18 protein-coding genes and 1 pseudogene are annotated in these 19,597 nt (G+C 59.8%); 10 read left to right on the plus strand and 9 right to left on the minus strand.

From position 1 onward, the window contains the following. Positions 1–5: 5 nt before the first annotated feature. The gene (locus PHU01S_RS17580) at positions 6–710 is read right to left on the minus strand and encodes a TetR/AcrR family transcriptional regulator (protein ID WP_048746396.1); all 705 of its coding nucleotides are present in this window, start codon (positions 708–710) and stop codon (positions 6–8) included. A 160-nt stretch (positions 711–870) separates the two neighbouring features. On the opposite strand from PHU01S_RS17580, the gene PHU01S_RS17585 reads away from it, so the two are divergent. Further along, positions 871–2,322, plus strand: a complete 1,452-nt coding sequence (locus tag PHU01S_RS17585; protein ID WP_048746398.1) for a DHA2 family efflux MFS transporter permease subunit — start codon at positions 871–873, stop codon at positions 2,320–2,322. Positions 2,323–2,470: 148 nt separating this feature from the next. Here the strand turns inward: PHU01S_RS17585 and PHU01S_RS17590 are convergent, their stop codons facing one another. Then, positions 2,471–3,691 (minus strand): MFS transporter, encoded by a 1,221-nt coding sequence (locus PHU01S_RS17590; protein ID WP_049867995.1) that lies wholly within the window; start codon positions 3,689–3,691, stop codon positions 2,471–2,473. A 224-nt stretch (positions 3,692–3,915) separates the two neighbouring features. Next, entirely contained in the window at positions 3,916–4,707 is a 792-nt protein-coding gene (locus PHU01S_RS17595; protein ID WP_021877718.1) for a TrmB family transcriptional regulator, read from the minus strand. A 292-nt stretch (positions 4,708–4,999) separates the two neighbouring features. On the opposite strand from PHU01S_RS17595, the gene PHU01S_RS17600 reads away from it, so the two are divergent. The 3 genes from PHU01S_RS17600 to PHU01S_RS17610 all read left to right on the plus strand — a co-directional run bounded on the left by PHU01S_RS17600 (position 5,000) and on the right by PHU01S_RS17610 (position 8,096). Further along, entirely contained in the window at positions 5,000–7,003 is a 2,004-nt protein-coding gene (locus PHU01S_RS17600; protein WP_021877717.1) for a Na+/H+ antiporter, read from the plus strand. Positions 7,004–7,231: 228 nt separating this feature from the next. Further along, on the plus strand, positions 7,232–7,798 hold the full coding sequence (locus PHU01S_RS17605) for a GNAT family N-acetyltransferase (RefSeq protein WP_246029268.1): 567 nt from the start codon (positions 7,232–7,234) through the stop codon (positions 7,796–7,798). Positions 7,799–7,838: 40 nt separating this feature from the next. Beyond that, complete coding sequence (locus PHU01S_RS17610; protein WP_021877715.1) at positions 7,839–8,096, plus strand: DUF2164 domain-containing protein; 258 nt, start codon at positions 7,839–7,841, stop codon at positions 8,094–8,096. A 165-nt stretch (positions 8,097–8,261) separates the two neighbouring features. Here the strand turns inward: PHU01S_RS17610 and speD are convergent, their stop codons facing one another. The 5 genes and pseudogenes from speD to PHU01S_RS17635 all read right to left on the minus strand — a co-directional run. After that, positions 8,262–9,068, minus strand: coding sequence for an adenosylmethionine decarboxylase (gene speD / locus PHU01S_RS17615; protein ID WP_048746399.1), 807 nt, complete (start codon positions 9,066–9,068; stop codon positions 8,262–8,264). A 296-nt stretch (positions 9,069–9,364) separates the two neighbouring features. Next, positions 9,365–10,084, minus strand: a complete 720-nt coding sequence (locus PHU01S_RS17620; protein WP_127508925.1) for an ABC transporter permease — start codon at positions 10,082–10,084, stop codon at positions 9,365–9,367. Next, the gene (locus PHU01S_RS17625; protein ID WP_083436421.1) at positions 10,084–11,112 is read right to left on the minus strand and encodes a glycine betaine ABC transporter substrate-binding protein; all 1,029 of its coding nucleotides are present in this window, start codon (positions 11,110–11,112) and stop codon (positions 10,084–10,086) included. Before PHU01S_RS17625 ends, PHU01S_RS17620 begins: the two co-directional genes overlap by 1 nt. A 20-nt stretch (positions 11,113–11,132) precedes the next feature. Further along, complete coding sequence (locus tag PHU01S_RS17630) at positions 11,133–11,792, minus strand: ABC transporter permease (RefSeq protein WP_048746404.1); 660 nt, start codon at positions 11,790–11,792, stop codon at positions 11,133–11,135. A 362-nt stretch (positions 11,793–12,154) separates the two neighbouring features. Beyond that, positions 12,155–13,330, minus strand: a pseudogene (locus PHU01S_RS17635) (betaine/proline/choline family ABC transporter ATP-binding protein); the annotation flags it as partial. 230 nt (positions 13,331–13,560) lie between these two features. Here PHU01S_RS17635 and PHU01S_RS17640 point away from each other — a divergent pair. From PHU01S_RS17640 to trhA, 4 genes are read left to right on the plus strand one after another with little or no spacing between them, the layout of a single operon-like run. Next, positions 13,561–14,286, plus strand: a complete 726-nt coding sequence (locus PHU01S_RS17640) for a lipase family protein (RefSeq protein WP_127508932.1) — start codon at positions 13,561–13,563, stop codon at positions 14,284–14,286. A gap of 31 nt (positions 14,287–14,317) precedes the next feature. Continuing rightward, positions 14,318–15,055 carry a pirin family protein gene (locus tag PHU01S_RS17645; protein ID WP_021879394.1) on the plus strand — a complete coding sequence of 246 codons (738 nt, stop codon included), beginning with the start codon at positions 14,318–14,320 and terminating at the stop codon, positions 15,053–15,055. Further along, positions 15,052–15,375, plus strand: a complete 324-nt coding sequence (locus PHU01S_RS17650) for a hypothetical protein (RefSeq protein ID WP_127508935.1) — start codon at positions 15,052–15,054, stop codon at positions 15,373–15,375. Before PHU01S_RS17645 ends, PHU01S_RS17650 begins: the two co-directional genes overlap by 4 nt. Positions 15,376–15,428: 53 nt before the next feature. After that, entirely contained in the window at positions 15,429–16,076 is a 648-nt protein-coding gene (gene trhA, locus PHU01S_RS17655; RefSeq protein WP_021879396.1) for a PAQR family membrane homeostasis protein TrhA, read from the plus strand. Positions 16,077–16,193: 117 nt separating this feature from the next. Here trhA and PHU01S_RS17660 read toward each other — a convergent pair whose 3' ends face one another. Next, positions 16,194–16,835 carry a GntR family transcriptional regulator gene (locus tag PHU01S_RS17660; RefSeq protein ID WP_021879397.1) on the minus strand — a complete coding sequence of 214 codons (642 nt, stop codon included), beginning with the start codon at positions 16,833–16,835 and terminating at the stop codon, positions 16,194–16,196. A 395-nt stretch (positions 16,836–17,230) separates the two neighbouring features. Here PHU01S_RS17660 and PHU01S_RS17665 point away from each other — a divergent pair, with 395 nt between their 5' ends. Further along, complete coding sequence (locus PHU01S_RS17665) at positions 17,231–18,475, plus strand: ornithine--oxo-acid transaminase (protein WP_127508938.1); 1,245 nt, start codon at positions 17,231–17,233, stop codon at positions 18,473–18,475. Further along, positions 18,447–19,391 carry an arginase gene (gene rocF / locus PHU01S_RS17670; protein WP_232313279.1) on the plus strand — a complete coding sequence of 315 codons (945 nt, stop codon included), beginning with the start codon at positions 18,447–18,449 and terminating at the stop codon, positions 19,389–19,391. Before PHU01S_RS17665 ends, rocF begins: the two co-directional genes overlap by 29 nt. The last annotated feature ends 206 nt before the right edge of the window (positions 19,392–19,597 follow it).

A 19,597-nucleotide genomic window follows, 5' to 3' on the forward strand; every position in this document is an offset into this window, starting at 1 on the left:
CTCTATCATTCCTGCGTTCTCATCCCCGCAATCAATCGGTCGAAATAGAGCTCAATCGAGGAATAATCTTCATCCATCCATTTTTCATAGAAGACCTGATGCTTCATGGTCTTGAAAAAGTCCATCAGAGCTTGCTTCAAGGTCATATCTTGCAGCATCAGCCATTTGGGATCCAGCAGCTTCCGAAAGACAAGATCGACCTGGGTCAGATAAAGCCGCGTATTGATGGGATAAAATACCCCGAGCTGAATGCCGCTCTCGAAGTAGTCGGACAGCTTGATTTTGCAAAGCTCTACGGCTTCAGCAAGCTTGACGGCCAAGCTCGGATACGTCGCGCTCAGATCCTGAATCAGAACATCCGTCAAGTAGTAAGACAGCTTGATCGTGAGCTTGAACGCCTGGGCGAAGGATTCGTTGTAGAACCTCCGCTCCTCGGCGGACGGCTGCGAGAGCCGCTCCGGCGACAGCCTCGGCGGAGCTTCCGACAGCATTTGATCGGATACGAACGCCGCGAATTTGTGGACAATGCAGCCCACAATTTCATCTTTGGAAGCAAAATATTTATACATCGTCGCTTTGCTGATATCCATATATTTGGCCAGTTCATCCATTTTGAGCGGGCTGATGCCATGCTTATGGACATAGGGCATCAAGCGCAAGACAAGCTTCTCCCGTTTCTCGAACAGCGGATCAAATGGGGTTTCCGACATTTTAACACACCTCCAGGTTGGCCCCTTTAGTATAAATCATCTCTTCTTGAATATAAACGTGATATACGAATTGAACTTTTTTTATAAAATTAGTTTACTTTGTATGGTCTCCTATGCTACTTTAGGGGCAAGAAAATGAATACGCTTGGGGGAGATTGTCATGTCCACACAAACTGGAGAGTCCTTGCCCGTTCGTTCGCTTCTGGCTCCGCTGATTGCGATTGTCGTCGGGCTGTTCATGGTGATTCTGGATACGACGGCGGTGAACGTCGCTATTCCGGTACTGGCGGATGACTTGCATAGCAAGCTGAGCTTGATTCAATGGACGATTACGGGCTATTCGCTCGCGCAGGCTGTCGTCATTCCGATGGCGGGATGGTTCTCCGACCGGTTCGGGGCGAAGCAGACGTTCATCGTCTCGATTATCTTATTCACGGCGGGATCCATCCTTTGCGCTTTCGCGGGCACCGCAGAGCAATTGATCTTCTTTCGTGTCGTGCAGGGGCTGGGCGGCGGAATGGTCGTGCCGATTGCATTTGCGATGACCTACCGGATCAGTCCTCCCGAGTCGGTGGGCCGGATCATGGGCATGATGGGACTGCCTATCCTGCTTGCGCCTGCGCTCGGACCGGTCGTCTCCGGCTATCTCGTCGATTACGTCAGCTGGACGTGGATTTTCCTCATCAATATTCCGGTCGGGATTGCCGGAGTGGTCATGAGCGCCATGTTCCTGCCGAATCTACCGAAAAAAGCCTCGGCTCCGCTGGATTACGCCGGCATCGCGCTGGCGCCGTTCGCCTTCGGCGGCCTGTCGTACGGACTGAGCGAAGCGGGGGAGGGATGGTCCTCGGCAAAAACGATTGCCGGCCTGGCCGTAGGAGCTGTCGCGATGATCTTGTTTGCCGTCGTTGAGCTGCGGCGCCAAAAGGAGCCCCTGCTGGAGCTGAGGGTATTCCGGTCCATTCAATTTACGCGGGGAATTCTGGTGCAGTGGGTGATGCAATTCGCCATGTTCGGATTGATCTTCGCCATTCCGTATTTCATGCAGCGATTGATGGGAATGAGCGCGTTCGAGGCCGGGCTGTGGACGCTGCCGCAGGCGCTGGCCTCCGCGGTCATGATGCCGTTCAGCGGAAGGCTGTTCGATCGGATCGGAGCGCGTCCTTTGGTAATTGGCGGCTTGATCCTGATTACGGCCGGGGCTTATCTGGTCTCTCTCATCGATCCGAGCGACAGCCCGTGGCTGTTCTTGGTCCCGCGCGCGCTGATCGGATTCGGGACGGGAATGTCGTTCATTGCGCTGAATACGCACTTGATCCAAACGGCGCCCAAGGAGCTGGTCGGCAGGGTAACTTCGCTCACAAGCGCCGCCCAGCAGGTCGTCGGTTCGTTCGCGATCGCGGGACTTACGACGCTTCTGGTCAATCGCACCGACCATTATGCGCGCAAAGGGGAAGCGGTGCTTCCGGATGCGATGTCGCATGCGTTCCACAACGCGTATCAATTGATCGCCATTCTGGCGGCGGCAGGGCTGCTGCTGGCGATTACGCTGAAGAGGCCGGCCATCGAAAAAGCGGACCGGCCGGCTGTAGTCGCGGACGCAGGTCTTTGATGGAAGGCGATGAGGAGACGGCGCGGAGCCGGCCGCTCGGCTGGTCAGGAATCCTCGAGATCGGAACGTGGATCTCTTGACGCGCAGAATGCAAAAGACACCCGAAACGGGTGTCTTTTGCATTCTTGGGGTACAGCTGCGAGGCCATTCATGCGCCTTGCCCATGCAGCTCTCTATCCTTGGGCAGCAGCAGGGTGAAGATGCCGAGCAGCGGAAGGTAAGAGCAGATCTTCATGACCAGGCCGATGCTGGTCGCGTCCGCGATCTCGCCGAGCAAGGCGGAGCCGAGTCCGCCAAGTCCGAAGGCAAGGCCGAAGAACAAGCCGGAGACGAGGCCGATTTTGCCCGGCAGCAGCTCTTGGGCGTAGACCACGATGATAGAGAAGGCCGAGGAAAGCACGAACCCGGCGCATACGCACAGAACGGCCGACCAGAAGGGACTCGCATAAGGAAGCAAAAGGGAGAAAGGAGCGGTTCCCAGGATGGAGAGCCAGATGATATTGCGGCGGCCGAAGCGGTCTGCCAGCGGTCCGCCGATGAAGGTGCCGACGGCGGAAGCGACGAGGAAAGCGAACAGATACCATTGGGCCGACTGCTTGCCGATTCCGAAATCGTCGATCAGGTAGAGCGAGTAGAAGCTGGTGAAGCTGGACAGGTACACATGCTTGGAGAAGACAAGGAGCACCAGGATGCCGATGGAGAACTTCACCTTGCCCGAAGACAGCCTCGGCAGGGCGGAGCTTGCGGCCGCGGCCGTATTTTTGGGGCGGGGAGCGGCGTTGATGGAACTATACCAGCGCGCGACGAAAGTCTGGATCGCGATGCCTGCAACGGCGGCCGCGACGAACAGCAGCACTCCCTTTTGGCCAAGCGGGATGAAGATAAGCGCCGTCATGACGGGGCCGAGCGCGCTGCCGATATTGCCGCCGACCTGGAAGATCGACTGGGCGAGTCCTCTGCTGCTGCCTGCGGCCAGATAGGCGACGCGCGACGATTCGGGATGGAAGATGGCCGAGCCGACGCCGATTGCTGTTACCGACAGGAGAATGGTCACGAAATTCGGCGCAAGCGCAAGACAGACGACGCCGACGAGCGTGAAGCAGACGCCGAAGGGCAGGATGTAAGGGCGCGGCTTTTTGTCGGCGAACAGCCCGACGAGAGGCTGCAGGAATGAAGCCGTTATATTCATCATAAAAGCGATCAGGCCGATCTGCCCGTAGCTGAGATGCTGGGTCTCGCGAAGGACGGGAAAGAGGGCCGTCACGGTCGATTGCATGGAATCGTTGAGCAGGTGGACCGTGCTGATCATGAACAGGATCGGGAAAACGGTGGCATTCGTCGATATTCTACGGGCGACAGCTTGTGACATGGTTTCGGTTTCCTCTCTGTTCCAAGTGGTCTATTCATCTCTAGCTTCAAAACGTGGGGCTTCAGCTGTCATCAACCGAAATAAGCGGACATCCGCTTGCTCTGGCGGACATCGACCGGATCGGTTGGCATCAGCTGGCCTTGGCAGACATCGGCCGAATAAGCGGACAGGCATAAGGGATATCGGCTGGCATTAGCTCACATACAAGGCAGGGTTCTTTGCCGTCAAGGAATATCCCAGCCATAATCATGGCGGTAGCGGTCAAGCAGCTTCTCATAGTCGGAGCCGTAAGCTTCGGCCAGCTGAGGACCGAAGTCGCGCTCCATGTCCATCATCAGCAGGTCGTGATGGAATGCCTGCAGGAGCATTCCGGATACGGACGGATGGTCCGTCTCCAGGGCGGAAGGCTTGCCGGGCTCGTTGAAGCTGCCGAGCAGCCCGTCCTTCCAGTCGCAGAGGATGTAGAAGCCTCTCGATTTTTCCGGAAGCCACATCTCCATCCGCTTGTGGGTGAATACATGCCTGAGCCCGGTCTCGACCTCGCCGATCGTAATGACGATGACCGTCTTGCCCCGGCTTTCGGCTTCGGCCAGCATCGGCTCCAATTCATGGAAGTCCTCGCTCCATATATCGACGACGACGGTGCGGCGGGCGCCAGCGATCAGCCGGCGGATCGCGGTCCGCATATTCCCTTCGCCCGTCCAGGTATAGAAGCCCGGCGCAGGAGGCTGAGGCTTCAGATCCCGCTCCAGAATGCCGGCATTCTCTTCGAACTCCGAGCGCAGCTGGCGAATGACATCCTCGATGGGAATGGCGGCGTACATGGATGTCTCGCCTTCCGACACGCGGCAAATCCCCTTTTCCACGAGCGACCTCAGAGCCGCATAGACGTTCGTGCGCGAGACGGACACGCGCTTGGCGACTTCGTAGCCGGACAGCACAGGCTCTTCATGCAGCGCCAGATAACAGCGGGCTTCCAGCTCGGACATGCCGAGCCGCTTGAGCCGATCGATCATCGATGCCGACCCCCTTTATGTAGTAGTATTAATGAATACGACTAATTGGAATAAGCTGATTATGCCATTGAATCCGATTTTCCGTCAACAATAAAGATGAGCGGCAATTCCGAAAGATTTCCAGCCGGATATCATTATTCGCCGGCAGCTTTTCGATCGTAGGCGCAGCCTGCCCGAACTTTGCGGACGACGGACTTCGGTTAGGATCGCATGCTCCACTATGGTAAAGTAATAAGATCACGCATTTCCGCCCTGTAGGGGCAAGACTGTACATAAGGAGCTTGGTTGCCTCATGGAAATCTTCATCATGGTGATGGCGCTGCTGGTCCTGATCGGGGTCTCCAACATCATCAACCGCTTCATTCCGTTCGTTCCGGTGCCGATCATTCAGATCGCGCTCGGCATCGTGGCCGCCTATTTCCCGTGGCTGCATCATGTGCCGCTGAATCCGGAGCTGTTCTTCGTCCTGTTCATCGCGCCGCTGCTGTTCAACGACGGCAAGATCACACCTCGCGAGGAGCTGTGGAAACTGCGCTCCTCCATCCTGCTGCTGGCGCTCGGCCTCGTGTTCGCGACCGTGCTCGTGGCCGGCCCGTTCATCCACTGGATGATTCCCGCCATCCCGCTCTCGGCGGCGTTCGCGCTGGCGGCGATTCTGTCGCCGACGGATGCCGTCGCCGTCGGCTCCATCGCGAGCCGCGTCAAGCTGCCGGGCAGCATCCTGCGGCTGCTGGAGGGCGAGGCGCTCATGAACGACGCCTCCGGCCTCGTCGCGTTCAACTTCGCCATCGCGGCGACAGTGACCGGCTACTTCTCGCTGACCAATGCCGTCGGCAGCTTTTTCGTGATCGCGCTCGGAGGGCTGGCGCTCGGAGCCGCGCTCGGCTTCGCCGTCGTCTGGCTGCGCGTCTGGCTGCGCCGCTGGGGGATGGAGGACGTCACGGTCCATATGCTGATCCTCATCCTGACTCCGTTCGTCATCTACCTTGCGGCGGAGCATCTGCATGTGTCCGGCATCCTGGCCGTCGTGGCCGCAGGCGTCGTCCATGCCATCGAGAGGGATCGGATGGGTCCGTCCACGATCAAGCTCAACGTCGTCTCCGACAGCACCTGGTCGGTCATCATCTTCTGCCTGAACGGCCTTGTGTTCATGCTGCTCGGCCTCGAAATTCCGGATGTCATCCAGGTGGTCTGGGAAGATCCGAACTACAACAACGGCAAGGTCATCGGGTACATTTTCGCCATTACGGCGCTGCTGCTCCTGCTCCGCATGGCTTGGGTATGGGCCAAGGAACGCAAGTTCAAGACGTCGCTGCTGACCGCCTTGTCCGGCGTGCGGGGCGCGGTGACGCTGGCGGGCGCGTTCTCCATCCCGCTCTTCCTCGGGGACGGCTCCGTGTTTCCGGAACGCAACCTGATCCTCTTCATCTGCGCCGGCGTCATCCTGATCACGCTGCTGCTCGCCAGCGTCATGCTGCCGCTGCTGACACGCTCGTCCGAAGACGGCAAGACCAAGGATATGGAGGCGGCGTCCAAGGAAGCGGAGCGCCGCGCGCGCATTCTGGTGCTGGACGCCGGGCTGAGGACGGTGCAAGGGGAAATGCGAGAGGACAACCAGGCGGCCGCTCTTGAGCTGCGCGCCGATTATGTCCAGCGCATCCAGCAGCTGCGGCTTGGCCTTGCTTCGGAGGCGGAATCCAGAAGCGCCGTCGTCGACCTGCGCCTTCACGCTCTCGAGGCGGAGCGCAAGGTTGCCCGCGAATGGCTGGAGGAAGGCAGAATCACGCCCGACATGGAAGAAGCCTTCCAGCATTATCTCAACCGCGTCGAGCTGGCCCTGACGAACCGGGTCAAGCTGCTGGCTACGCTGCTTTACGGCTTGTTCCTCCGCCTGTTCACCAAGCGGGGCAGGCACCGCAAGGCCAAGCTCAAGGGAACCCGGAGCAAGGAAGCCTATCTGGAGCTCAAGCAAGCTTCGGTCAAGGCGGCCGGGGAACGGATCAAGGAGCTGGAAGGCCGTTACAGCAAGGATATCGTGCTTGCCATGGTGGCGCATTACCGCGAGCTGGAGCTCCGTCTCTGCAGCGGCCAGGCGGCGCTCGGCCGCCCGCTGGGCTCCAAGGAAGGGCGCAAGGAGCTGGAGCAGAAGGCCGTCCAGGCCGAGCGCAATGAAATCCAGCGCTTGTTCGAGAGCGGGAACATCGACCGGAAGCTTGCAGGTAAGCTGAGGGTTTACGTCAATTACCGGGAAGCCAGCCTGCACGAGAACGAAGAAGTAGGGGCCCATGCCCATTAGGCTTCTATAGCTCGCTGTACGACGGCAGGCCCCATGACAAGGCTGATCCAGCCCAGTCAGCGGAGCAGATGGAATGATTCCGGAGAAGCGGAAGGAACGCTTGCGAAATGGTTTTCTCCGAAAAACGTTGGCGTTGACCTTTTAGCCTCGATTCCAATCCTGGGAATTGTCCAAAAATCCGGAAGTTACCGCGATCTGAACGAACATTCCGCCTGCACAGCGGCATTCATGAAAGGGGAATTGAGCCCGATGGACGGCATTCAGGAGCAGAAGCAAATGCAAGAGCAGGTGTTGGAGCCGATACGGTACCTGCCGATGGACGACAGCCATTACGACGACTCCGTCTCTCTGTGGAAGAGGATGGACGGGCTGGTGCTGAGCGGGGCTGATTCGCGCGAGGCGATCTCGGCCTATCTGGAGCGGAATCCCGGCCTGAGCCTGATCGCCTCAGCCGGGGACAAAGTCGTCGGCACGCTCATGGCGGGCCATGACGGAAGGCGCGGCTGGCTGTACCATCTGGCCGTAGACCCTAAATTCCGGGGAAGAGGCATAGGCAGCGAGCTCGCGGAGCGTTGCCTGCGCGGACTCGGAGAAGCCGGCATCGAGCGCTGTTATCTCATGGTCATGGAGAGCAACGACGGGGGAGCGGCTTTCTGGACGAAGGCCGGCTGGGAGAAGCGGGACGGCATTCTGCTGTTTTCGAGGGATCCGGAGAAGCCGGCTGCCGGCGCGGACAGATCGGGAGCCGCCGTCTCCAAGGAAGAGAAGAGGGCGGGAAGCAGCTGCAGCTGCTGAGCTTGGCCGACAAATCCGAGAATGGAAGGCGGGGCGGTTCATGCACACAACAAAGCTGCCGAAGGAACAGAAGAAGCAGCTCATCGGAGAGCTGCAGCATTATTTCCTCATGGAAAGGGACGAGGAGCTCGGAGAGCTGCCTGCGGAGCTGATGCTGGACTTCATGCTCTCGCTGCTGTCGCCGGTCATCCGCAATCAGGCCGTCGAGGATGCCGTCCGAACCGTGCGCGAGCGGATGGGGGCGCTGGAGGAGGACCTGTATTCTCTTCAGCAAGCGAGCCGGACGGCGCGGAAATGAACAGCGGCTGGGATATGGCGCCGCTTGAAAGAACCGCGGCTGAAAAAGAAGCGAAGCGGAAAAAGAACCGAAGCGGGAAAAGGATCGCAGCCGAAAAACTGCAAAAGAATTGAACAAGCCTGTCCTGCAGCCGGCGAGACCGGCGCGGGACAGGCTTTTTTTTATTCAATACATGTTCTTGCCGTAGAAAATCTCGTCCATCTCGCCCTTGAGCTTCTCGGTTATCTCCTGCTGCTCTTCCTCGCTCAGCTTGTCCTTCGTATAACCGAACAAGTAGTTGTTGAGATCGAACTGCTTCAGCTTGCACTTCGTGTGGAAGATGTTCTCCTGATAGACGTTCACGTCGATCATGTGGAACAGGTCCTTCGCCTCGTCCGGAATGTAATTCTGGATGGAGCTGATATCGTGGTCGATGAACAGCTTATGTCCGGTAATGTCGCGGGTGAAGCCCCGCACCCGGTAGTCCAGCGTCATGATGTCGGTATCGAAGGAGGAGATGAGATAGGTCAGCGCCTTCAGCGGACTGATCTCGCCGCAGGTGGACACGTCGATGTCCGCGCGGAACGTGCTGATGCCTTCGTCGGGATGGAATTCGGGATACGTATGGACGGTGATATGGCTTTTGTCGAGCTGGAGGACGACGTTGGAGGGCATCGGTCCCGGAGATTCGCCGAAGGTACCCTGGGGAACCTGCACGACGGGGCCTTCGGAGACGAGCAGCGTGACGCTGGCGCCCTGCGGCTCGTAATCCTGCTTGGCCGTATTGAGCACATGCGCTCCGATGATATCCGACACATGATGAAGGATGTGGTTGAGACGGTCGGAGTTGTACTGCTCGTCGATGTAAGCCAGGTAGGCCTCGCGCTCCTGCTTGTTGCGCGTGTAGCATATATCGTACATGTTGAAGCTCAGCGATTTGGTCAGGTTGTTGAACCCGTGAAGGGCGATGACCTGCTCGTGGGTCAGTTTCATCCGGCAATCCTCTCCTTTGCGCGCCTGTGCCAAGTTATTCGTACTATTACCCCGGCCTGCAAAAGTTTACCCTCGCCCCCTTCTTGCCTGTGCCGGGGGAGGCAGGCGGCGAGGCTGAGCATCGCCGGATACGTTTAGCGCGCCAAGCGCCAGAGCCGCAAGGTTTGCAAAGCGTGCCAAGCACGCAAAGCTCATCGCCCGACCGGCATGGCGGCGAGGCCTCCCTATCCAAGCCTCCTTCCGCACAGGAGACAGCCTTTAAGCGCTGCTCCTCAGGAACGGGAGGGCAGGCTTAATCAGCCCTGCGTCTTGGGCACCGGCGGCACCGCCTGCTCCGCCTTGCCGCCGCCCCGCCTGCGCGAAGCCCGGTCGGCCGGATCGAACCGCCGCTGCACATATCCGAGCACGATGTCGGCGAAGATGGCGAGCAGGGCGGCAGGAAGAGCGCCGGCATAGATGCGCAGCGAATTTTGGCCGTTGATGCCGGCATACACTTCGCGGCCGAGGCCGTCGCCGCCCACGAGCGGGGCGATCGTGGCCACCCCGATGGCGATGACGGCCGCGATCCGGATGCCGGTCATCATATAGGGCAGCGACAGCGGCATGCGCACGCTCCACAGCAGCTGCCAGCGGCTCATGCCGACGCCCCGGCCGGCTTCGAGAAAGCTGCTGCCGACCTGCTGCAGACCGACATAGGTGTTGCGCACGATCGGGTTGAGGGAGTACAGGAAGAGGCCGGCCATGACGGTCGTGTTGCCCAGACCCATCCAGAGCATGAGCAGGACGAGCATCGCTAGGCTCGGCACGACCTGAAGGATGCCGGTGATCGCCAGGATGATCCGGGCGAGCGGCCTGCTCCTGGTGCACAGGATGCCGAGCGGCACGCCGGCCGCAAGCGCGAGCAGCACACCGGCCGCCACCAGCTGCACATGCTGGATGAAATATTCGGACAGCAGGCCGCGGTTGCGGTACAGGTAGTCCCAGAAGTCGGCAAGCGTCTCTCGCTGCTCGGGCATTATGGAATCAGTCCTTTCTCCTTCAGGTAGGCGAGCGCGACTTCGCGCTCGCTCTTTTTCTCGATGTCGACCTGGTAGTTGAGGCTCACCATCGTGTCGCGGTCCATCGTGCCGAACAGCGGGGCGATCGCTTGCTTGATCTCCGGATGGCGGGCTTCCATGTCCTTGCGCATGACGGCCGACGCGTCATAGGGCGGGAAGAAATGCTTGTCGTCCGCCAGAGTGGCCAGATCGAATGCTTTCAGCCGGGCGTCGGTCGAGTACGCGAGGACGATGTCGACCTGCTTGTTCTTGACGGCGGAATAAACGAGGCTGAGCTCCATCGGGTAGGACTTGGCGAAGGAAATGCCGTAAGCCTTCTGAAAGGCCGGGTAACCGTCGCTGACCCGCTCCAGCCAGGAAGTGTCCACGCCGAAGCGCATGGAGGCGGCATCCGGCTTGATGTCGGATATCTTCTTGTAACCTTTCTGCTCCGCGACCTCGCGCCGGACGGTGAAGGCGTACGTGTTCTCGAAGCCGAGCGGATCCATCCAGTCGAAGCCGAAATACTTGTCGAAGCCTTCCTTGGCTTGGCGCAGCACCTCGGCGCGATCCTTGGTCGGCTCAACGGGAAAGTGGTTGTTGAAGATCTCGCCGGAATACAGCGTGGCCAGATCGATGTCGCCCCTGTCGAGCGCGCTGAATACGAGCGGGCTGGCAGCCAGGTCGGGAATGACCTTCACCTGCAGATCCGTGCTGCGTTCAATGAGGGCTTTGTACATTTCGGCCAGAATCTTCGTTTCGGTAAAAGTCTGGGCGCCGATCCGCAGGTCCGCCTTGCCTGTGCAGCCCGGCGCGAGCAGAAGGAACGCCAGCAGCAGCGGCAGCGCCGCTATGCGGCCTGCCTTTCCGGAGTATTCCGGCTTTTCCGGCCGGCTTGACGCCTTCAGGAACGCGGATCGTGCCGCCTGCCTTGCCGCCTTAAGGAACGCGGACCGATCCCCCGGCGGGTTGATCGCCTTAGGGCGCGCCCTCCCAATCACGGACATGCCTGTCCAATGCCTTCTCCTCACGCGGCTGCGCCTCCCCTCAAGCCGAAGCGGCGGGTCAGGGCGCCTTCAATCCAGCCGAGCAGCAGATCGGCTGCCAGCGACAGCGCGATCGCACCGAGCGCACCGGCGACGATGAGGTAGGGCTGGTTGACGCCCATGCCGGAGACAATCAGCTGTCCGAGGCCGCCGGCTCCGATCAAGGTCGCCAGAGTGGCCCAACTGATGACGTAGACGGTCGTCAGCCGGATGCCGGACATGATGTAAGGCACGGCGAGCGGCAGCTGGACGCGCAGCAGCCGCTGAGCGGACGAATAGCCCATGCCGCGCGCCGATTCCAGCACATGGGGATCGACGCTGCGGAAGCCTTCATAGGTGTTGCGGAGCACCGGCATGATGGAGTAGAGCAGCAGCGCGAGCACCGCCGGCTTGACGCCGATGCCCATGAGCGGAATCAGGATGGCGAGCAGCGCCAGGCTCGGAATCGTCTGCAGCAGGTTGGCTGCGAAGAACACGGCGCTGTTCAGCCAGCGGATCCGGTTGTAGACGAGCAGCACGCCGAGCGGCAGCGAGATGGCGCAGCCGAGCAGCACGGCGGCGAGCGAAATGCCCAGATGCTCGCGCAGCGCGGTCAGGATGTCGGGAAAGCGGTCCCGGACAAAAGAAAAGAAGCCGCTCATGAACGATCCTTCCCTTCGTCGTCGGAACGCTCCGGCGCCGTCCCGCCGTGTCCGACGCTATCCGAATTTTCCCTGCTGCCGGGGCTTATGGAGATCGAGGAGGTTCCCGTCGGTTCAGCGTCCGTTCCGCTCTGGCGGATGTCTCCGCCTTCTCCGCCTTGACCGCCTGGGGCTATGGTTTCGCCCAAGCTTTCTTGGCCCTTGCGGACTTCTCTCTCCGCACTGCCGCGAGCACCTTGATCGTCAGAATCTCTCTCCTCACCGCCGAGAGCTCTTTGCCCGCCAGCATCGGAGACGCTGTCCCCCGCGGAACCGCCGTAACCTCTCGTTCCGGTATCCCCTTCACGCTCCCCGTCGCCTCCATCGCCGAGCGACGGCAGCAGCTCCGCCAAGTGGCGGACGACGCTGCCGCGGGTAATAAGTCCGATGAAGCGCCCGCCTTCGTCCACGACAGCAACGTTATGCAGCCGGTGGCTGGCGAGCAGCTCAACGGCCTGCGCCAGCGGAGTGCCGGACTGGACGACGTAGCGCACCGGCATCATGACGTCGGACACAGTCTTTTCCTCTTCGCCGTACCGGTCCAGAACGTTGTAGATCGACACGCTGCCGAGCAGGCGCCGCTGGCGGTCCACGACATAGAGGGAATCGACCTTGCGCCGTTCCATCGTCAAAATCGCTTCGGCCAATCCGCGGTTCGGATAGGTGACGGCCGGCTGGGTGACCATGACGTCGTTGACGGAAGCGGAAGGGGAATCGATCGAAGCGTTCGCTCCTTCAAACTGCAGCGCTTCTTCCTGTCCCATGCCCGCGTCCAAGCGCTTCTGCCCGATGAAGGTTCGGACGAAGTCGTTGGCCGGCCGGCGCAGAATCCGGTCCGGCGTATCGCTTTGCACGACTTCGCCGTCCTTCATGAGGACGATGCGGTCGGCGATCTTGAGCGCTTCGTCCATGTCATGCGTGACGAAGATGATGGTCTTGTGTAGCTCCTGCTGCAGCCGCGCCATGTCTTCCTGGAGCTGCTCGCGGCTGAGCGGATCGAGGGCGCTGAACGGCTCGTCCATGAGGATGATGTCGGGATCGGCTGCCAGAGCCCGGATGACCCCGATCCGCTGCTGCTGGCCGCCGCTCAGCTCCGAAGGGTACCGGTCGCGGTATTGATCCGGATTCAAGCCGACCATCTGGAGCAGCTCGTCGACGCGGCGCGCGATCCGCTCCTTGTCCCAATGCTTGAGGCGGGGAACGGTGGCCACGTTGCGTGCGATCGTCATGTGAGGGAACAGCCCGACGCTTTGAATGACGTAGCCGATGCTGCGGCGCAGCTCTACGGGATCGATCGATGCGATGTCCTTGCCGTCAATCGTGATGGAGCCGCTGGTCGGAACGACGAGGCGGTTGATGAGCCGCATCGTCGTCGATTTCCCGCAGCCGCTCGGTCCGATGAGGACGGTCATCTCGCCTTTGCGGAATTCGAGGTTGATATCTTTGAGGGCATGGAAGCCGTCGTCGTATTTCTTGTGGACATTCTTGATCACAATCATGGCACGCAACCTCCGCCCGATTCCTGAAGTGGTAGTTAAAGTATGGCCTTCCAGCGCCGTTTCATCCGCAGGAATTCCTTCCCGGGAACAGAAGGGGCGGTTGGACTTGAGCCTCTCGAATCAGCAGCGGAGAACAGGGATTTCGGGCTTCATGCCCGTTGCAGCCGTGGACGTATTGGCGCTGCTTCCCCGGTTAATGCTACAATTTAATTCTAGAGGAGGCGATTGACGTGGCGTTTTGGCAGCCTTCCAAGTTGACGGTCTATCTGGTCGCCGGCGTCGCGACTTATCCTTCCACGTTTCAGGAATGCAGGCGCATGCTGGATCGGCTCTTTGGCGAGCAGGGCACGGAGGCGACCATGGAGGTGCTGTTTCCCTATGGCGATTATTCCCGCAAGCTGTGGCGGCAAGTATGGGAGGTCCGGTCGGATCTGACCCGGCTGCTGCTCCCGAGCCGGATCGGAGCCCGCGCGATGATCCGCGATCTCGAGCGCTCCTATACGGGCGGACCGGTGCTTCTGCTCGGCCACAGCGGCGGAGGAGTGGCGGCATGCCGCGCCGCGCGGCTGCTGCTGGAGCAAGGCATATCGGCGGATGACATTCGGGTCGTCCAGATCGGTTCTCCCCGGGTGCCGGTTCCGGATGAGCTGCAGGAGAGCAGCGCGTATTTCTATGCGCTCGACGGCAGAGGCCGGCCGGACGATCCCGTGACGCGGCTCGGGAGCTGGGGAGGCTGGCTGCGGCTGCCTGGCGGAATTCCAGCCTGGAACCGAATGCGCTACGCGCCGGGTTATGTGAGGGGGCTGCCGGTCATCGGGGGGCATACGAATTATTTCCGCCACCAGCTTCCCTATGTGGACGGAGAATCCCGCAGCAATCTCGACAAGACGATCGGCGCCGTGGCGGACTGGTTGAAAGGCGACCTGCCTTCCGTTAAACTGCAAAAAGGTAAGTAAATATAATTCGAATAGAGAAAGGGGCAGGCCCATGTACGAGATTCGCCGCAACGAGGACCGTTCCCATCGCGAGAACGAGTGGCTGAAAAGCAGCCAGAGCTTCAGCTTCGGGGATTATTATGAAGAGGGCAACCGCAGCTTCGGCTCCATGGTCGTGTTCAACGAAGATATCGTCGCCGGAGGCCGAGGCTTCGGCGCCCATCCGCATCGCGAGATGGAGATCGTGTCCGTCGTCCTCAGCGGCAGGCTGAAGCATGAAGACAGCTCCGGCGGCAGCGCCGAGACGACCTACGGCGGCGTTCAGCGCATGACGGCCGGTACAGGCATCGTGCATTCGGAGGTCAATCCCGACCCCGACGAGCCGGTTCATTTCCTGCAGATCTGGTTCACTCCCGAGACCAGGAAGCTGGAGCCGTCCTACGAAACGAGCTTTTTCGACCCGAAGTCCATCCATGGACAGCTGCTGCCGATCGTCTCCAGGGATGCTGCGGGACCTGGAGCTGCAGGCATCCATCAGGATGTGAACCTGTTTCTGAGCGCTCTCGACGGCGGACAGGGCATCACCCACTACACGCGCGGAGAGCGCCTGCTGGCCGTCTTCGTGCTGGACGGCAGCCTTGCCGTGGAGGGCGTCGACGGAGAGCTCGCCCAAGGCGATATGCTCCGGGCTTCGAGCTTCGACAAGCTGGAGCTGAAGGCGGGCCCGGACGGGACGCGGCTGCTGCTGATCGACATGGCTCCAGTCGGCAAGGGAGGCGATCCGGCATGAGCGAGCGGCTTCTGATCAAGCTGGTCATCGGCCGGACTCTCCTCGATACAGGGGCGCATTCCCTTGCTTTCCAGGTGGAAGAGGGCGGCAGGGGATGGCTCATTACGGTGTCCAACCTGGCTGCGGCCGACGCGTCCTATATCGGAGACAACATCGATCAGCTGAATTTCTTTCACTTTATAAGCGACGATTCCTCCGGACTTATCCGCAAGTTCTGGCTGTACGACCTGGACAGGCCTTCGTATGTGTACGATCCGGCGATGCAGGAAGCGGTATTCGAGGTGGATTCCAGGGTGGCTTACTCCAATGAGAAGGTGTAACCGCCCAGCAAGCGGTTTCATAGGATAGGGCATGAGGAAGGAGGAAGGGACTTATGGCAAATACGTATACGTACACGAGGCGCGAGGAAGTGGCCAATGCGGTCACGCATGGAATCGGCACGGCGCTGAGCGTCGCGGCACTCGTGCTGCTCATCGTGTTCGCGGCCGAGAAGGGAACGGCGCTGCATGTCGTCAGCTTCACGATCTACGGAGTGGCCATGCTGCTGCTGTATACGGCTTCGACGCTGGTGCACAGCTTCCGGGAGGGGCGGGCCAAGCAGGTGATGGAGGTGCTGGACCACTCCTTTATTTACGTGTTCATCGCGGGTACCTATACGCCTCTGCTGTTCCATATGGTCGGCGGCAAGCTAGGGTGGACGCTGTTCGGCATCATCTGGGGGATCACGGTATTCGGGGTGCTGTTCAAATCGTTTTTCGTGACGAGATTCCTGTTCACCTCGACGCTTCTGTACATTGCGATGGGATGGCTGATCGTATTTGCCTGGGGCCCTCTTACGGCTCACCTCGCTTCCGGCGGAGTCACTCTGCTCATTGCCGGCGGACTGCTCTACACGGTCGGCTCGGTCTTCTATGTCTGGCGGGGATTCCCTTACCATCACGCGGTATGGCATCTGTTCGTGCTGGCCGGCTCGGCGGTCCATTTCTTCGCGATTCTGCTCTACGTGCTTCCCTGGAGCTGATGCAGCGATAGGCGATTCGGCTCCCCGCAGCAAGCTATATGGCAAAACAAAGAGGCTGTCCCTGAAGGTCATGAACATGACCGGGGGCAGCCTCTTTGTTAGATCCAGCGCATCCGTCTACAGCATATCGGAATCGATGATGCGCCAATGGAGGCGCACCGCCTGCTCCAGCTTCTCCTTGTCGCGGCTGCGGAACAGCTCGGCGATCAGGCGGTGCTCGCCGTTGATTTCCTGCAGGAGGGCGGCCAGCCTTTCCTTGTCCTCGCTGGCATAGGATTGGCGGAGAAATCCGTTCTTGAGGGAATCCAGCATCTCGATCAAGGTGGAATTGCCGCATCGGCGGAGATAGCATTCGTGGAACTGGGCCTGATGCTCGTAGTAACGGCTGAAGTCATAGGCATCCAGATCGTCCTGGATCGCCGCGACCAGATCGTCGAGCGCCTCAAGGTCCCTATCGCTCAATTGATCGACAGCCAGCGTGGCGGCCAGCGAATCCAGCGTTGCGATCAGGAGGGAGTAGTCCTCCTTTTTTTTCTGGTCGAAAGCTTTGACGGTGAAGCCCCGTCGAGGCAGGTATTCGAGCAGGTTGTCCGAGCTGAGCTGGAACAAAGCCTCGCGGGTAGGCGTCCTGCTGATGTCCAGCCTTTTGCATATTTCGGCCTCGTTGATCTTGGAGCCGGGAAGCAGCGTTCCTTCCTGGATCCGCTGGGCGATGTACTCATAGACATGATCCTTGAGGGACTGGTACTTCGGCTGCATGCCTTCACTCCTCTATTGAAGCGTTGCTAGTTATCCTGCATGGATATGCAAAATATTTGTATAAATACTCCATATGACACATATTATCATCGGTTTTGAGCTTCATCAAGGGCATAAAAGGAATAAGGATGACAGTTTAATGTTCGGTTTATGCACATGTATTCAGCTAATCAAGAAAATCATTGTTGGATTCCATTTTCTATGTTATTATTCCTTTCATACGCGATAAGCGCTTCCATGCTTGTATATTGTATACAAATGAAGCGTGTTTTAACCGTCCGGATCTCTTTTGGCCGGGTGGAGGCAGGGCGCCTGGATGTTTCGCTGCATCCGGGATTTTTTATCCGTCATATTGTATACAAAATACAATATGCATTTATAAGGAGAGGAAAAACATGCAATCCGCAGAAGCCATCGCTTTATCCGAGCGGCATGCCGCCCGCAATTACCACCCTCTGCCCATCGTCATCGAGAAGGCCTCCGGCGTCTGGGTGCACAGCCCGGAAGGCGAGCGCTACATGGACATGCTGTGCGCTTATTCGGCACTGAACCATGGCCATCGCCATCCGGCGCTGATCCGGGCGCTGCAGGACCAGGCTGCCAAGGTGACGCTGACTTCCCGGGCGTTCCACAATGACGCGGCGGCTGCTTTCTACGGCAAGCTGGCCGACTTCACGGGCAAGCCGAAAATACTGGCCATGAATACGGGAGCCGAGGCGGTGGAGACGGCGCTGAAGGCCGCCCGCCGCTGGGGCTACACAGTCAAGGGAATTCCGGAGGGACGGGCGGAAATCATCGTCTGCACGGGCAACTTCCATGGAAGAACGCTTGCGATCACCTCTTTTTCTTCGAGCGAGGAGTACAAGAGCGGATTCGGCCCTTTCCTGCCGGGGTTCAAGCTCGTTCCTTACGGCGATCTGGAGGCGATGGAGGCGGCGGTCGGGGACCATACCGCCGCCGTGCTCATCGAGCCGATCCAGGGAGAGGCGGGAATCGTCATTCCTCCGGACGGCTACCTGCGCGGGATCCGGGAGCTGTGCAGCCGCCGCGGCATGCTGATGATCGCCGACGAGATCCAGACCGGCTTCGGCCGCACCGGCAGGCGCTTCGCCTGCGATTGGGAAGAGGTGGAGCCGGACATGTACGTGCTGGGCAAGGCGCTCGGCGGCGGCATCATGCCGATCTCGGCCGTGGCGGCGGATGAAGATGTGCTCGGGGTGTTCGAGCCGGGCTCGCACGGGTCCACATTCGGCGGCAACCCGCTTGCCTGCGCGGTCGCTTCCGCGGCGCTGGACGTTCTGGAGGATGAAGCTCTGGCGGAGCGTTCCGAGCGTCTGGGAGCTTATTTGCTGGAAAGGCTGCATGCGATTCAAAGTCCCCGCATCCGGGAAATCCGCGGCCGCGGACTGTTCATCGGCATCGAGCTGGACCGTCCCGCGCGGCCGTATTGCGAAGCTTTGATGTCCAGGGGCCTTCTATGCAAGGAAACGCATGATACGACGATCCGTCTAGCTCCGCCTCTCGTCATTGCCGAGGAGGAGATCGACTGGGCGCTGGCAAGACTGGCGGAAGTGCTTGAAGCCGACATCGACGACAAAGGAGACGGTAACGATGATGAACATGGCGACGGACATGAATGAGCGGCTGCGGAGCGGGCAGCGCAAGATTCAGCTGATCAAGGTGCCTTTCTGGCTCGGCGGGGGCCGTGCGGGCACGGAGCTTGGACCGGAGAGCATCATCGAGGCCGGACTCAAGCGGCAGCTGAAGGCGATGGAGCTGGAGCTCGCGGAGGAATGGGAAGTCGACGTCCCGGGAGATGCTGCGGAGCCTGCCGCACCCGGATGCTTGATGAAGCATAAGGCCGAGGTGGCGGAAATGGCTGGGCTGGTCGGCGAGAAAGTGTATCGGAGCGTCAGCTCGGGGGCTTTTCCGCTCGTGCTCGGGGGAGACCACAGCGTCGCCATCGGAACGCTGGCCGGACTCAGCGGACATTACGGCAAGCTGGGCGTCATCTGGTTCGATGCGCATGGGGACTTGAACCACGAAGGCACGACCCCCTCGGGCAACATGCACGGCATGGCTCTGGCTGCTGCGGTCGGACACGGCTCCTTCACGCTGGCGGACATTCCGGGAGCAGGTCCGTTGATCCGGCCCGAGAATGTCGTTCTCGTCGGAGTAAGGGACCTGGATCCCGGTGAAAAGGAGTTCATCCGCTCGTCCGGCATGACTTGCTTCACGATGCATGAGATTGACCGGATGGGCATCCATGCGGTCATGGAACAAGCGATCGCCGCGGCAGGCCGGAATACCGACGGCGTCCATGTCAGCTTCGACCTGGATTGTCTCGACCCCATGCAGGCGCCGGGCGTAGGAACGCCGGTTCCCGGAGGTCTGAGCTACCGTGAAGCCCATTATGCGCTGGAGCTGCTGGCGGAAAGCGGAATCGCCACTTCGCTGGAGCTGGTGGAGGTCAATCCGATCCTGGATCCTGCGCGCCGGACGGCCAGGGCAGCGGTTGAGCTCGCGGCTTCCTTGCTCGGTAAGCGTATTTTATAGGCAGAAGGGCTGCGATGCGGGCTGCTGCATGATTATACGGGGCAGCCCCTTGCAAAAAGAGGGGTTTAATAGGCTGTTTGGTTGCTGTTTGGTAGATTTTCATCGCATAAAAAAGCGATTCAGGTCGGTAAATATCGAATCGTATACCAAATCGTAATATTTGAGAAGATAGATTGAGAGAATGGGATCGCAATGTTATAATTCCT

Source organism: Paenibacillus humicus NBRC 102415, assembly GCF_004000905.1.
Lineage (GTDB): Bacteria > Bacillota > Bacilli > Paenibacillales > Paenibacillaceae > Paenibacillus_O > Paenibacillus_O humicus.

Bases quoted from the DNA above. Each gene is read 5' to 3' on its own strand.
- speD (WP_048746399.1), bottom strand. From the start codon at position 9,068: ATGAAACTGACCCACGAGCAGGTCATCGCCCTTCACGGGTTCAACAAC.
- trhA (WP_021879396.1), top strand. From the start codon at position 15,429: ATGGCAAATACGTATACGTACACGAGGCGCGAGGAAGTGGCCAATGCG.
- PHU01S_RS17595 (WP_021877718.1), bottom strand. From the start codon at position 4,707: ATGATCGATCGGCTCAAGCGGCTCGGCATGTCCGAGCTGGAAGCCCGC.
- PHU01S_RS17660 (WP_021879397.1), bottom strand. From the start codon at position 16,835: ATGCAGCCGAAGTACCAGTCCCTCAAGGATCATGTCTATGAGTACATC.
- PHU01S_RS17610 (WP_021877715.1), top strand. From the start codon at position 7,839: ATGCACACAACAAAGCTGCCGAAGGAACAGAAGAAGCAGCTCATCGGA.
- rocF (WP_232313279.1), top strand. From the start codon at position 18,447: ATGATGAACATGGCGACGGACATGAATGAGCGGCTGCGGAGCGGGCAG.
- PHU01S_RS17625 (WP_083436421.1), bottom strand. From the start codon at position 11,112: ATGTCCGTGATTGGGAGGGCGCGCCCTAAGGCGATCAACCCGCCGGGG.
- PHU01S_RS17585 (WP_048746398.1), top strand. From the start codon at position 871: ATGTCCACACAAACTGGAGAGTCCTTGCCCGTTCGTTCGCTTCTGGCT.
- PHU01S_RS17650 (WP_127508935.1), top strand. From the start codon at position 15,052: ATGAGCGAGCGGCTTCTGATCAAGCTGGTCATCGGCCGGACTCTCCTC.
- PHU01S_RS17605 (WP_246029268.1), top strand. From the start codon at position 7,232: ATGAAAGGGGAATTGAGCCCGATGGACGGCATTCAGGAGCAGAAGCAA.
- PHU01S_RS17580 (WP_048746396.1), bottom strand. From the start codon at position 710: ATGTCGGAAACCCCATTTGATCCGCTGTTCGAGAAACGGGAGAAGCTT.
- PHU01S_RS17665 (WP_127508938.1), top strand. From the start codon at position 17,231: ATGCAATCCGCAGAAGCCATCGCTTTATCCGAGCGGCATGCCGCCCGC.
- PHU01S_RS17645 (WP_021879394.1), top strand. From the start codon at position 14,318: ATGTACGAGATTCGCCGCAACGAGGACCGTTCCCATCGCGAGAACGAG.
- PHU01S_RS17630 (WP_048746404.1), bottom strand. From the start codon at position 11,792: ATGAGCGGCTTCTTTTCTTTTGTCCGGGACCGCTTTCCCGACATCCTG.
- PHU01S_RS17590 (WP_049867995.1), bottom strand. From the start codon at position 3,691: ATGTCACAAGCTGTCGCCCGTAGAATATCGACGAATGCCACCGTTTTC.
- PHU01S_RS17600 (WP_021877717.1), top strand. From the start codon at position 5,000: ATGGAAATCTTCATCATGGTGATGGCGCTGCTGGTCCTGATCGGGGTC.
- PHU01S_RS17620 (WP_127508925.1), bottom strand. From the start codon at position 10,084: ATGCCCGAGCAGCGAGAGACGCTTGCCGACTTCTGGGACTACCTGTAC.